Origin of the sequence: Neptunomonas japonica DSM 18939 (genome assembly GCF_000422765.1) — a bacterium.
Classification (GTDB): Bacteria; Pseudomonadota; Gammaproteobacteria; order Pseudomonadales; family Balneatricaceae; genus Neptunomonas; species Neptunomonas japonica.
In genome coordinates this window covers 211,523-223,965 of record NZ_AUGR01000006.1, presented here as the reverse complement: position 1 = coordinate 223,965, position 12,443 = coordinate 211,523, and the positions used below count along the sequence as shown (strand labels likewise).

Genomic DNA, 12,443 nt, shown 5'->3' with positions numbered 1-12,443 from the left:
CCTTTGGTCTTTTTTGAACATTTCACATGATCCCTTGGTTACATCCAACTAAATTAATCTTCCCCGATACGAGCTCAGCACTAGATAAACCTGATGGCTTGCTCGCAGCCGGTGGCGACCTTTCACCAGAACGGTTAATTGCGGCTTATAAGCACGGTGTTTTCCCATGGTTCAGCCAAGATGACCCAATTCTTTGGTGGAGCCCAAACCCTCGTTGCGTATTATTTCCTGAACGAATACATATCTCTCGCAGCATGCGTAAGCATCTCAAAAAGAGCCACTACCGTGTTTCTTTTGATGAAGCCTTTACAGACGTCATACAAGCCTGCGCGAGCATCCGTGAAGAGTCTACAGGCACTTGGATATCGCCAGAGATGCAAGAAGCCTACATCGAACTCCACCAGCAAGGTGTTGCCCATTCTGTGGAAGTGTGGGAGAACGAGCAATTAATTGGTGGCTTATACGGGCTAGGAATAGGCAAACTATTTTTTGGTGAGTCCATGTTCAGCTTTCAAGTAAACGCATCAAAAATTGCTTTTATTGCGCTGTGTAAACAATTAAAAATATGGGGGTACCCGCTAATTGATTGCCAGGTTCATAATGACCATTTAGAAAGCTTAGGGGCTACTAATATTCCCCGCGAGGAATTTATACATTACATTAGACAATATATAGATACAGAAACGCATCACCCTTGGAGTTTCGGTGAGCCCATCGCTACGCTAGGTATTGAAAGTTAATGACAGAGCTTAAAGAGTTACATTTTTTTGCAACCCCTGAGCACAACTGTAGTTATATTGAAGGCTACAAGGCTAAAACTCTGTTCGTCGATCCGCACTCAAGCATCTCAGTCAATGCCTTTAGCCAGCTATCTAATCTTGGTTTCAGGCGCAGCGGCAAACATATCTACCGCCCTCATTGCGATAATTGCCAAGCCTGTATTTCTGTCAGAGTTCCTGTTGATCTGTTTCAACCTAATAAAACACAACGCCGCATTATTAATAAGAATAAAGATCTTGTTGTAAAAAAATCAACGCCTCACTACAGCGATAAATACTTCAAACTCTATTCTGATTACATAACACATCGCCACGCCGATGGTGACATGTTTCCCCCCAACAAAGAACAGTTTATAAACTTCTTAATTGAAGGTGAGCAACCGTGTGATTTTTTAGAATTTTACTTAGACGACAAACTTATTGGTGTCGCCGTTACCGATCAACTCGTACAAGGACTGTCTGCTACCTACACTTTTTTCGATCCAGACCCTGATTTGCAAAAGCGGAGTTTAGGGTCTTACGCTATTCTTTGGCAAATTGAAGAATGTCGCCGACTCAACCTTGAATACCTATATATGGGCTATTGGGTACAGTCTTGTCGCAAAATGAAGTATAAAATCGCCTATCGTCCTTTAGAGTTTTTAATCGATGGCCAATGGATTCTCATTAGATAACAATAAAAGAGCCAATACTCTTTGATATCCTTAGATAATTCAGGCAGAATACTGCGCTCTGATAATAGGACATTGTTCGAAATCAGCCCTTTCACAGGTAGGTAACGAATGGCTAAAGAAGATAGCATTGAAATGGAAGGTACCGTGGTTGACACGCTACCCAACACCATGTTTCGCGTAGAGCTTGAGAATGGTCACGTAGTTACCGCTCATATCTCAGGCAAAATGCGTAAAAACTACATCCGTATTTTAACGGGTGACAAAGTAAAAGTTGAACTAACACCATACGATTTGACCAAAGGCCGCATCGTATATCGTGCCCGTTAGTACAATCGATCTGGCTTAACTTTATTGTTAAAACCAGATTCGAAAGTTCCCCAGTGGCAGCCTTAGGCTGCCACTGTTACATTTAGCACTATTTCATTTTGATCATCCACTGACACCTGCACTTCTCCACCCTCTTCTGCAAGATCACCAAATAGAATCATCTCAGCCAATGGCTTTTTAAGCTTCTCTTGAATCAAGCGTTTCATTGGACGAGCACCCATTTTTTCATCGTAACCATGCTCACCCAACCAAGTACGCGCATCATCATTAACATGCAAGACCACTTTCTTATCGTCTAACTGCGCCTGCAGCTCTGTTAAGAACTTATCAACCACACCCATAATGATATCTGGCGACAAGGCTTTAAACTGAATGACAGCATCAAGACGATTGCGAAACTCAGGTGAAAACAAACGCTTAATCGCTTCCATACCATCTGTCGAGTGATCTTGATGAGAAAAGCCAATGGAAGGACGGCTCATTGCATCAGCACCGGCATTGGTTGTCATAACCAATATCACATTACGAAAATCCGCTTTACGGCCGTTGTTATCCGTCAATGTACCGTTATCCATCACCTGCAAAAGAATGTTGAACACCTCAGGGTGAGCTTTTTCAATCTCATCCAATAACAACACACAGTGTGGAGACTTGGTTACAGCCTCAGTTAATAGACCACCTTGGTCATAACCAACGTACCCAGGAGGTGCACCAATTAAACGAGATACGGTATGACGCTCCATATACTCAGACATATCAAAGCGAATTAATTCAATCCCCAGGATGCGTGCAAGCTGGGTTGTCACCTCTGTTTTACCAACACCGGTAGGGCCTGAGAACAAGAAGTTACCCACGGGTTTATGTGGGTCATTCAGACCTGCACGTGATAAACGAATAGCCGAGGATAATGAAGAGATCGCTTCTTCTTGGCCCAACACAACCATTTTCAGGTTGTTATCAAGCTTTTTAAGCTGCTCTTTATCAGATACGGAAACAGTTTTTGGCGGAATGCGCGCAATCTTAGCAACAACTGATTCGACTTCATGAACATCAATGATCGGGGTTCGCTCTTCTTCGCTCAACAAACGCTGATAGGCACCCGCTTCATCAATAACATCAATAGCCTTATCAGGCATATGCTTATCATTGATATATCGGTCAGCAAGCTCTGCAGCAGCTCGTAACGCTTCATCGGTATATTCAATTTCGTGATGCTGCTCAAATTTCTTGCGTAGCCCACACAAAATCTCATATGTGTCCTGCACATTAGGCTCAAGCACATCAACTTTTTGAAAGCGTCTGGCTAAGGCGCGATCTTTCTCAAAAATGCTTCTGAATTCTTGAAAGGTCGTAGAACCAATACAACGCAAGTCACCCGAGCTAAGTAAGGGCTTTAATAGATTAGAAGCATCCATCGAACCACCCGAAGCAGCCCCGGCGCCAATAATTGTATGAATTTCATCGATAAACAGAATCGCGTTGTCTTTAACTTTGACTTCATTCAACAATGCTTTAAGACGTTTTTCAAAATCACCACGATATTTAGTACCCGCAAGCAATGCACCAAGATCAAGTGAATAAACGACACTGCCGTTCATTACCTCAGGGATTTTTTCTTCAACTATCAGCTTAGCTAAGCCTTCTGCAATAGCTGTTTTACCAACCCCCGCCTCGCCAACTAATAATGGGTTATTCTTACGGCGCCTAGAAAGAATCTGAATGACACGCTCAACCTCAGAACTACGTCCAATCAATGGGTCTATGCGCCCTTCTCCAGCTTCCTGGTTAAGATTAACGGCATACTTGCTTAGTGCACTTGGCTCACTGTTTTTTGTGGCCTCATCGGACTCCAGCAAGCCCTCACCATCATGCTCATCCTGACTTACACGAGAAATGCCGTGTGAAAGATAGTTAACCACATCAATACGCTCAACACCTTGCTGCTGCAAAACGAAAACTGCGTGGCTTTCTTGCTCACTAAAGATGGCAACAACTACATTCGCCCCCGTTACTTCATTTTTACCCGAAGACTGCACGTGGAATACAGCACGCTGTAAAACACGCTGAAAACCTAAAGTAGGCTGCGTTTCCATCGCCGGAATATTTTCGGGCAATAGCGGCGTTGTTTCGTCAATAAACAAGCTCAACGCTGTTCGTATTGTATCGACATCAGCACCACACGCGGCTAGCACTCTGTATGCATCTCTATTATCGAGCAGAGCTAACAGCAGATGCTCAACCGTCATAAATTCATGGCGGTTTTCACGTGCACCTTTGAAAGCAGCACTTAATGTATCTTCAAGTTCACGATTTAACATAGCTACGTCTCCGCTAAACAGCTTCTACTTCAGATAACAAAGGATGCTTATTATCTTTAGAGTATTGATTCACTTGAGCCGCTTTAGTTTCAGCAACATCACGAGAAAAAGCACCACACACGCCTTTACCTTCATTATGAACAGCCAACATGACCTGCGTCGCCTGCTCTTGAGTCATACTGAAAAAAATCATTAACACCTCAACAACAAACTCCATGGGGGTGTAATCGTCATTTAACAATAGCACACGATACATAGGTGGCTTTTTTAGCTTAGGCTTTGCCTCTTGCGTTGCCAAACTTCCGTCATCTGAAAAAGGCTCATCTCCTTGCTCTCCCTCTGATGCACCACGAATCACATTTTTATATCTTTCGGCCTTCATGAACAATCTCTAATAAAAAATGATAGATAAACTTAAGAACAATTAGCGTCATCGAACCACAATGTTATACTCGATTTAAACAGGTGTGGTAAACCTACTACCAGAAGTCCCTGCATTCATGAGTCACGCCTCTTACAATAGAACCATTGTAGCAGGTGTGAGCTTTGCAGTTCAGGCATACTCTCTGCTAGTAGACCTGTAAATTAGCCAAAATTGGAGTTTGAAATGCAGACAGGGAAAGTAAAGTGGTTCAATAATGCCAAAGGCTTCGGATTTATCATCGCAGATGAAAACCAAAACGAAGACCTATTTGCCCATTATTCAGCCATTCAAGTCGAAGGGTACAAAAGCCTAAAAGCAGGGCAACCCGTCAGCTTTGAAACAACTCCAGGCCCCAAAGGCCTTCATGCCGTCAATATAACTCCATTGCCGCAGCAACAACCGGTAGAAGTAGAGGCACAAGTGTAAATTGACGCTACAAAAACCAGCTAAACCTAGCTGGTTTTTGTCATCAGCTTTCTATTCCTTCTTCACATGCCTTGAATAATAGCTTCACCAAACTCAGAAGATGTCAGTAAAGTTGCGCCGTCCATTAAACGCTCAAAATCATAAGTCACTGTTTTCTCACCAATAGCAGCATTGACACCTTTAAGTATTAAATCTGCCGCTTCAGTCCAACCCATATGCCGCAGCATCATCTCTGCGGACAAAATTAAAGACCCAGGGTTTACCTTATCTTGCCCTGCATATTTTGGTGCCGTTCCATGCGTTGCTTCAAAAATAGCAATGCTGTCTGACAAATTTGCTCCTGGCGCAATACCAATCCCCCCCACTTCTGCTGCTAATGCATCAGACAAGTAATCCCCATTAAGGTTTAATGTTGCTATAACATCGTACTCTGCCGGGCGCAGTAATATTTGCTGCAGCATGGCATCTGCAATAACATCTTTTACTACTATATCCTTACCCGTTTTTGGATGCTTAAAGACCATCCATGGCCCACCATTTAATAATTCAGCGCCAAACTCTTGAACCGCCAGCTCATAACCCCACTCTTTAAAGGCACCTTCGGTAAACTTCATGATGTTACCTTTGTGCACCAGCGTTAACGACTCACGATTATTATCAATACAATACTGTAACGCTTTCCGCACTAAGCGCTGCGTACCTTCCTTGGATACAGGCTTAACACCTATACCACAGTTATCTTCAAAGCGAATTTGTGTGACGCCCATTTCCTGTGTTAGAAACTGGATCACCTTTTTTGCTTCTGCAGACCCTGCTTTCCACTCAATTCCTGCATAGATATCTTCAGAGTTTTCCCTAAAAATAACCATATCAACATCTTCAGGCTGCACAACAGGACTCGGCACGCCTTTAAACCACATTACAGGGCGCTGACAAACGTACAGATCTAATTCTTGTCGCAAAGCCACATTTAAAGAACGAATACCACCGCCCACCGGTGTAGTCAAAGGCCCTTTAATGCCAACAACAAACTCTTTAAATGCGGCCAGCGTCTCTTCAGGCATCCATGTATCTTGGTCATATAACTGAGTTGCTTTTTCACCTGCATAAACTTCCATCCAAGAGATCTTGCGTTTTCCTCCATAGGCTTTTTCGATAGCGGCATTAACTACATTCATCATAGGCGGCGTAACATCCACACCTATTCCGTCACCAGTAATATAGGGAATGATAGGATTAAGAGGCACATTCAGTGAATAGTCTGCGTTAACGGTAATCTTCTCACCTTGAGCCGGTATTTGAATATTGCTGTATGTCATCGCTCTACTCCATTAATAGCTATTAAATAGATTCGTAGAAATATGTGTCAGCAGGCATAATTAACAAAATAATCCGAACTATTACGCCGCCCTACTTTACTCATACTACAGAAACAGGATCTATGTCTAATATCTTGATTACCAACAAGCCCTTTCAAGTACTCACTCAGTTCACTGATCAAGACGGCCGAAAAACACTGGCTGACTTCATCAAAAAACCGGGGTTTTACGCAGCAGGCAGGCTTGATTACGACTCAGAAGGATTGCTTATTCTGACGAATGACGGGGCACTACAACACACGCTTGCACACCCTAAATTCAAGATGGAAAAGACGTATTGGGCACAAGTAGAAGGCGATGTTACTGATAGCGCCTTAGAGCAACTGCGCAATGGTGTAGAGCTCAAAGACGGAAAAACACGACCAGCAAAAGCCAAGCTAATACCAGAACCCAATGTATGGCAAAGAACCCCACCCATCCGCGACCGCAAAGAGATACCGACTAGCTGGATAGAATTAAAAATAACCGAAGGAAAAAATCGTCAAGTCAGACGCATGACAGCGGCCGTTGGCTTTCCTACATTACGCCTAATCCGATATGCCATTGGTAACTGGTGTTTAGAAATGCTTCAACCCGGAGAGTTTAGAGAAGAGACAGTTAATATAGCGCCTATGTCTAAAAGCCAGAAAACACCTTCAAAAAATGCGCATACGACACAAAATCGTTCCTCGACAGCTAAATCACGAAAACCTCGTAATCGCTAATACAGCAAGATATTTGTACGTATCACCTCATCATGAAGTGACACTACTAATAGTAAGTAGTTAAAAAAAGGTGGAGGCACAACCCCCACCAAGCCTGGAGAACATAAGACACATTACAGATAGGCATTAACTGCTGAAGGGGATTCGCAACAATACCTTCTGCAACAAACTCTGTTTTCTATAGCACGTCAGTACGATAATTCACGATGAAACGAATATCATTGATGCGCGGAACAACTGCATCATCGCCATCGGCATGAGCAACACGCAAGCGTAAATTCAACCCTTTAGCAGCACCACTTTGTAGCGTGTACTTCGCATCAAAGTTAGTTTCATGACGCTTCCCATTATCACCACCACTATGATCAATATCCCAAGATTCAGTATGTCGCGCCATAAGGCTTAAGCCCTTGATACTTGGCACATCATAATCGATACGCGCCTGTAGAGACTGCTCATCTTTAGCATTGAAATCCAACAGCTGCACCGCACCCCAAGTAAAGAATTGAGTATTATCTTGCCCGCCCCATTTTTGGTCGTAACCATCATCCCCGCCAACTCTCTGATAGGCCAGAGTATAAGCAAAATCACCTTTGGATAAGCGCGCTGTTAGCCCCGTCAAATTACTATTGTAATCACTACCGTATAAAACACCGTCATCTTCACCGCTCATATGTGCCAGGTCTAATAACAGATCATAACCGCCTAACTGAGTCGGGTAATTCAAGTTTATATAAGTTTGTTTCTGGTATTCGTCGGCTACTGCATATTGTAAATGCACACCTAACCCATTGTTGAATTTATAAGTCCCACCGACAGAAGCCACTTCATACTCACCACCATTAGCTGAATAAGAAGTAAATTTTTCACTGTTATTGTTTGACGCTTTATCCGAATAAAATGCGTAAATTTCACCATCGCCCAGTTTTAGAGTAGCGTGTACAGCCTGAGTGCTAGGTGCCGATATACGAGAAGTCAGATCGTTCAATAGCGGTGTCATCAAAACCATCCGCCCTAGGCGAATACTGCTGTTTCCGGTGGGTTTTAGTTTTACAAAGGCTTGCTCTAGCGTGGTATAGCCCTGCCCCTCTGGCGTCAGAACATCAGAAGAGTTAATGGTTTTATCACCTTCCAGCTTTGCCACATGCACAACAGATACATCAAAGCCAATCATACCTCCCCATAAAGGTGACGATATATCAGCACGAAATGCCTGCCCCGCAGCGATCGTATCTGGGATGCCCGCATCAAAATCTCGATTCATGTAAAAAGTACGTAAGCCAAGGTTAATCTGCATTTCATTATCAGTTTCAGCCGCTACCACATGCCCAGTAGTGACAGAACTCAATGCAATTGTGGCGAGTGCTATTTTTTTTAGTATCATTAAATTTACCATTAATTATTTTTATTCACTTAATCAGAAACATTCTCACGAAGCCCTAGATAATGGTTAAGCAAAGCCATGTGCCCTACACACTAAACAACCAAATCTCCATGAGGCGAATCAGTTTATATGTTTAAAAATTCATAAAAAGTATATATTTCCTATCATCTCCATCGATTTAACTGATAGGGTAATGCCGCAAAATTGCAGTCCAACATGATCAAACATTCAGCCATGAGGTAACGTTTTATGCGTCTTGATATCGAAGCTCTACGTGTTCTTGATGTCGTTATCCAAGAAGGCAGTTTTGCCAAAGCGGCCGCTAAATTGCACAAAGCTCAATCGGCCATTAGCTATCAGATAAAAAAGCTAGAACAGCAATTTGACGTCCCTATCTTCGATCGCAGCAGCTATCGAGCAGAACTAACACCTCAAGGACGAGCGCTATGGCAAGAGGGCCGACAACTTCTACAACAAGCTATACGGATCGAAAACCTAGCTGATCACTACTCAAAAGGTTGGGAACCCACTTTTGAACTTGTAATCGATGGCGCTCTACCATTGGAGCCTGTGATGCGGGCCATGAAGGCGTTAGCTGAGAAAGAGATCCCAACCAAAATCCAAATTAAGGTAGAAGCATTAGGAGGTGTCCAGATGCGTTTTGATCAGGATGAAGCCAATATGATGCTTGTTGTGGATTACACCCCTAGCCCCAAACTAAATGCCATCCCGTTGCCAGAAGTGCCTATGATATTAGTCACCTCTAAGGATCACTGCTTGGCCCAACAAAAGGAAGTAGACCTTAACCAGCTACTTAACTATGTCGAGCTAACTATTCATGACACCAGCGAACTTCCTACTAGCAAGCTAGATTCCCTGCAATTTGGCGGCGACAAAGTGTTTTACTTACACGGCTTTGATAGCAAAAAAACCTGCCTACTGATGGGCCTAGGTTATGGCTGGATGCCATTGTCACTGATTGAAACAGAACTCGCCTGTGGCGAACTGGTAGAAGTAGATTACACAAGCTCCCGCCATGCATTCACGCCAAAATTAGTCCATTCTGCAGAGCTACCACTGGGTAAAGCCGGCGAATTAATCTTGAGTGAAGTGCTTTCAGAATTCGAAGCGCTTTCCCGCTAGAAACGCTACACCCTGTAAAAGCCAACTAGCAGCAAACTAAGCACCTGCTAAACCCTAAAGCAACCCTTAGCTATCTCATCAGGTAAACCTTCGCCCAACAACATCAAATTATTTGATCATCTTTAGCGAAATATTATTCTTTTTTTTTATCATCATTCAAACGAAAATGACTTAAATCAAGTTTATAGGTCGAACAGCCTCAGATGACTTCTAAGATTCATGAAGCATCGAAGCCATAGTCTATTACTCACTAACAACAGAATAAGAAAGGAATAAACAAATGACCGTTCAAAGCAATCCTCTGAGACTACAAGGCATAGAATTTACCGAATTTGCCAGCACCGATTCTAGGTTCATGCACGATGTCTTTGTCGCATTTGGTTTTTCCAAGTTAAAGCAGCACAGCACCAAAGACATCACTTACTACAACCAGAACGATATCCACTTTTTACTCAATAATGAAAAAGCCGGATTCTCAGCCGGATTTGCTAAGAGCCATGGCCCTGCCATCTGCTCTATGGGCTGGCGGGTAGAAGATGCTGACTATGCTTATAAAACAGCGATTGAACGTGGCGCTAAAGCCGCAGATGACGACAATAAAGACCTGCCTTACCCGGCAATTTATGGCATTGGCGACAGCCTGATCTATTTTATTGATAAGTTCGGTGCAAAAGGCACTATCTATGAAACTGACTTTAACCATCTCGATCAGCCCGTCATTGTTGAAGATAAAGGTTTTATGAATATCGACCACCTAACCAACAACGTCTATAAGGGCACCATGCATAAATGGGCTGACTTTTATAAGAATGTGTTTGGTTTTACCGAAGTACGCTACTTCGATATTAAAGGTGAGAAAACCGCATTGATCTCTTATGCGCTGCAGTCACCCGATGGCAGCTTCTGCATTCCAATCAATGAAGGAAAAGACGATAACAATAACCAAATCGACGAATATCTAACTATGTATAACGGCCCAGGCGTACAGCATATCGCTTTTCGCTCTAACGACCTGCTAACATCATTGGACAAGCTAGACCATGATGTAATCGACACCCTAGATATTAGCGACGATTACTACGAAGAAGTGTTCAATCGAGTACCCGGCGTATCTGAAGACCCTGCCCGCGTTAAGCACCACCAAGTGCTTCTGGATGGCGATGATTCAGGCTATCTGCTTCAGATCTTTACCAAAAATCTATTCGGCCCGATCTTTATCGAGCTAATCCAACGCAAAAACAATAATGGCTTTGGTGAAGGTAACTTCCAGGCGTTATTCGACTCAATTGAGCGCGATCAAGAACGTCGCGGCGTTATCTAGACAGCACAACCCAACACAAAAAACATGAGTAGATGAAAACCCCACTCCCTTTTCTATGCAGAGGGAACGGGGTTGCTGTACCTGAAAACTTACAAATACAAAAAAATAATAAACAAGGAATACCTATGTCTGACCTAACCGGTGCAATCTCAGCACCAGCAGATGACAGCAGCGCTGTCGCAACTGGAAAAAAACGCCTTCAGTGGTCAAGCCGTATGGCTTTCATCTTAGCAGCAGCGGGCTCCGCTGTTGGTCTTGGTAACATCTGGAAATTCCCCTATATTACCGGTGAGAACGGCGGTGGCGCTTTCGTATTAGTTTACTTAGCCTGTATTTTACTGATTGGTATCCCAGTGATGATGGCCGAAATAATGATCGGCCGTCGTGCGCAAAAGAACCCCGCAGAGGCGATGGAAACCTTGGCACGAGAAGCCAAAGCGAACCCTATTTGGAAAAGCGTGGGATGGATGGGCGTTATTTGTGGCTTCCTGATCCTCAGCTTCTATACCGTCATCGCTGGCTGGGCTGTTTCGTACATATTTACCGCAAGCAGCGGTGCCTTTGTCGATATCACCCCCGACCAAGCCGGTGCTATGTTTGGCGGCATGCTGGCCGACCCTATCCGACTCTTATCCTGGAGTACTCTGGTTGTTATTGTCACTATGTATATTGTTGGTCGAGGCGTTAATGCAGGTTTAGAAAAAGCAGTTAACTTTTTGATGCCAGGCTTGCTTGTACTGATCCTGATAATGGTTGGCTACGCGATGAGTACCGGCCACTTTATTGAAGGTGTTAAATTCCTTTTTGCGCCTGATTTCAGCAAGCTCTCTACAGAAAGCGTATTGGTTGCTCTGGGGCATGCCTTCTTCACGCTGAGCTTAGCATCCGGCGCTATTATGACATATGGCTCATACCTTCCTAAAAATACATCCATTGTTAAAACTTCAATGGCGGTCGGCTTTGTTGATACTGCAGTAGCGTTACTAGCAGGTATGGCTATTTTCCCTATCGTGTTTGCCTACGGGCTTGAGCCTGGCGCAGGGCCGGGGCTGATCTTTGTCACCCTGCCTATCGCTTTCGGCCAGATGCCATTTGGAACACTGTTTGGTTCTCTATTCTTTATCATGTTGTCGATAGCCGCTATCACATCGGCTATTTCGCTAATAGAACCTGCGGTCTCTTGGTTAACCGAGAAGCGCCAGTTCTCTCGCCTAAAAGCCTGTATCACGTCAGGTCTTAGTTTATGGTTGCTAGGTATTGGTACTGTGCTCTCCTTTAACGTCTGGGAAAATAAAAAGCTATTTGGTAAGACGTTTTTTGATCTGATCGACTTCCTAACTGCAAATCTGATGATGCCACTAGGCGGTCTGTGTATCGCAATATTTGCCGCATGGGTTATCAAATCAAAGGTCGCAGAAGAAGAGTTAGGCATGGGCGCGGGCTTACTGTTCAAAACGTGGCAGTTTGCTATGCGCTACCTCACTCCGATCGGTATCGTGATTGTATTCCTCAATGCCTTGGGCGTAATTAACCTATAAATATAGCTCTATAACTCTCGGTAAAC

General features: G+C 43.7%; 12 protein-coding genes. 8 read left to right on the top strand and 4 right to left on the bottom strand.

The window, feature by feature from the left end; translation table 11 throughout:
• The first annotated feature begins 26 nt into the window (after nucleotides 1–26).
• The 3 genes from aat to infA all read left to right on the top strand — a co-directional run bounded on the left by aat (nucleotide 27) and on the right by infA (nucleotide 1,780).
• Entirely contained in the window at nucleotides 27–740 is a 714-nt protein-coding gene (aat, locus tag G511_RS0106580; RefSeq protein WP_028468940.1) for a leucyl/phenylalanyl-tRNA--protein transferase, read from the top strand.
• Nucleotides 740–1,453 (top strand): arginyltransferase, encoded by a 714-nt coding sequence (locus G511_RS0106575; protein ID WP_028468939.1) that lies wholly within the window; start codon nucleotides 740–742, stop codon nucleotides 1,451–1,453. Before aat ends, G511_RS0106575 begins: the two co-directional genes overlap by 1 nt.
• 108 nt (nucleotides 1,454–1,561) lie before the next feature.
• Nucleotides 1,562–1,780 carry a translation initiation factor IF-1 gene (gene infA / locus G511_RS0106570; RefSeq protein ID WP_028468938.1) on the top strand — a complete coding sequence of 73 codons (219 nt, stop codon included), beginning with the start codon at nucleotides 1,562–1,564 and terminating at the stop codon, nucleotides 1,778–1,780.
• A 62-nt stretch (nucleotides 1,781–1,842) separates the two neighbouring features.
• Here the strand turns inward: infA and clpA are convergent, their stop codons facing one another.
• Both clpA and clpS read right to left on the bottom strand, forming a co-directional pair.
• Nucleotides 1,843–4,098 carry an ATP-dependent Clp protease ATP-binding subunit ClpA gene (gene clpA, locus G511_RS0106565; RefSeq protein ID WP_028468937.1) on the bottom strand — a complete coding sequence of 752 codons (2,256 nt, stop codon included), beginning with the start codon at nucleotides 4,096–4,098 and terminating at the stop codon, nucleotides 1,843–1,845.
• Nucleotides 4,099–4,111: 13 nt separating this feature from the next.
• A complete protein-coding gene (clpS, locus tag G511_RS22000) occupies nucleotides 4,112–4,480 on the bottom strand; it encodes an ATP-dependent Clp protease adapter ClpS (RefSeq protein ID WP_051221633.1) in 369 nt (122 codons plus the stop codon).
• A 225-nt stretch (nucleotides 4,481–4,705) separates the two neighbouring features.
• Between clpS and G511_RS0106555 the strand changes: the two genes are divergently transcribed.
• A complete protein-coding gene (locus G511_RS0106555; protein ID WP_028468936.1) occupies nucleotides 4,706–4,948 on the top strand; it encodes a cold shock domain-containing protein in 243 nt (80 codons plus the stop codon).
• A gap of 62 nt (nucleotides 4,949–5,010) precedes the next feature.
• Here the strand turns inward: G511_RS0106555 and icd are convergent, their stop codons facing one another.
• Nucleotides 5,011–6,267: an NADP-dependent isocitrate dehydrogenase gene (gene icd / locus G511_RS0106550; RefSeq protein WP_028468935.1), complete on the bottom strand. Its 1,257-nt coding sequence runs from the start codon at nucleotides 6,265–6,267 to the stop codon at nucleotides 5,011–5,013.
• A 122-nt stretch (nucleotides 6,268–6,389) separates the two neighbouring features.
• Here icd and G511_RS0106545 point away from each other — a divergent pair, with 122 nt between their 5' ends.
• Complete coding sequence (locus G511_RS0106545) at nucleotides 6,390–7,031, top strand: pseudouridine synthase (protein ID WP_028468934.1); 642 nt, start codon at nucleotides 6,390–6,392, stop codon at nucleotides 7,029–7,031.
• A 178-nt stretch (nucleotides 7,032–7,209) separates the two neighbouring features.
• On the opposite strand, the gene G511_RS0106540 is transcribed toward G511_RS0106545, so the two are convergent.
• The gene (locus tag G511_RS0106540; RefSeq protein WP_036551466.1) at nucleotides 7,210–8,415 is read right to left on the bottom strand and encodes an OprD family outer membrane porin; all 1,206 of its coding nucleotides are present in this window, start codon (nucleotides 8,413–8,415) and stop codon (nucleotides 7,210–7,212) included.
• 249 nt (nucleotides 8,416–8,664) lie between these two features.
• On the opposite strand from G511_RS0106540, the gene G511_RS0106535 reads away from it, so the two are divergent.
• The 3 genes from G511_RS0106535 to G511_RS0106525 all read left to right on the top strand — a co-directional run bounded on the left by G511_RS0106535 (nucleotide 8,665) and on the right by G511_RS0106525 (nucleotide 12,417).
• Nucleotides 8,665–9,558 (top strand): LysR family transcriptional regulator, encoded by an 894-nt coding sequence (locus G511_RS0106535; RefSeq protein ID WP_028468932.1) that lies wholly within the window; start codon nucleotides 8,665–8,667, stop codon nucleotides 9,556–9,558.
• A 280-nt stretch (nucleotides 9,559–9,838) separates the two neighbouring features.
• Nucleotides 9,839–10,879: a 4-hydroxyphenylpyruvate dioxygenase gene (hppD, locus tag G511_RS0106530; protein ID WP_028468931.1), complete on the top strand. Its 1,041-nt coding sequence runs from the start codon at nucleotides 9,839–9,841 to the stop codon at nucleotides 10,877–10,879.
• 125 nt (nucleotides 10,880–11,004) lie between these two features.
• Nucleotides 11,005–12,417: a sodium-dependent transporter gene (locus tag G511_RS0106525; RefSeq protein ID WP_028468930.1), complete on the top strand. Its 1,413-nt coding sequence runs from the start codon at nucleotides 11,005–11,007 to the stop codon at nucleotides 12,415–12,417.
• Nucleotides 12,418–12,443: the final 26 nt, after the last annotated feature.

Excerpts from the sequence above, each read along its gene's own strand:
- aat (WP_028468940.1), top strand. The coding sequence starts at position 27 with ATGATCCCTTGGTTACATCCAACTAAATTAATCTTCCCCGATACGAGC.
- G511_RS0106575 (WP_028468939.1), top strand. The coding sequence starts at position 740 with ATGACAGAGCTTAAAGAGTTACATTTTTTTGCAACCCCTGAGCACAAC.
- infA (WP_028468938.1), top strand. The coding sequence starts at position 1,562 with ATGGCTAAAGAAGATAGCATTGAAATGGAAGGTACCGTGGTTGACACG.
- clpA (WP_028468937.1), bottom strand. The coding sequence starts at position 4,098 with ATGTTAAATCGTGAACTTGAAGATACATTAAGTGCTGCTTTCAAAGGT.
- clpS (WP_051221633.1), bottom strand. The coding sequence starts at position 4,480 with ATGAAGGCCGAAAGATATAAAAATGTGATTCGTGGTGCATCAGAGGGA.
- G511_RS0106555 (WP_028468936.1), top strand. The coding sequence starts at position 4,706 with ATGCAGACAGGGAAAGTAAAGTGGTTCAATAATGCCAAAGGCTTCGGA.
- icd (WP_028468935.1), bottom strand. The coding sequence starts at position 6,267 with ATGACATACAGCAATATTCAAATACCGGCTCAAGGTGAGAAGATTACC.
- G511_RS0106545 (WP_028468934.1), top strand. The coding sequence starts at position 6,390 with ATGTCTAATATCTTGATTACCAACAAGCCCTTTCAAGTACTCACTCAG.
- G511_RS0106540 (WP_036551466.1), bottom strand. The coding sequence starts at position 8,415 with ATGATACTAAAAAAAATAGCACTCGCCACAATTGCATTGAGTTCTGTC.
- G511_RS0106535 (WP_028468932.1), top strand. The coding sequence starts at position 8,665 with ATGCGTCTTGATATCGAAGCTCTACGTGTTCTTGATGTCGTTATCCAA.
- hppD (WP_028468931.1), top strand. The coding sequence starts at position 9,839 with ATGACCGTTCAAAGCAATCCTCTGAGACTACAAGGCATAGAATTTACC.
- G511_RS0106525 (WP_028468930.1), top strand. The coding sequence starts at position 11,005 with ATGTCTGACCTAACCGGTGCAATCTCAGCACCAGCAGATGACAGCAGC.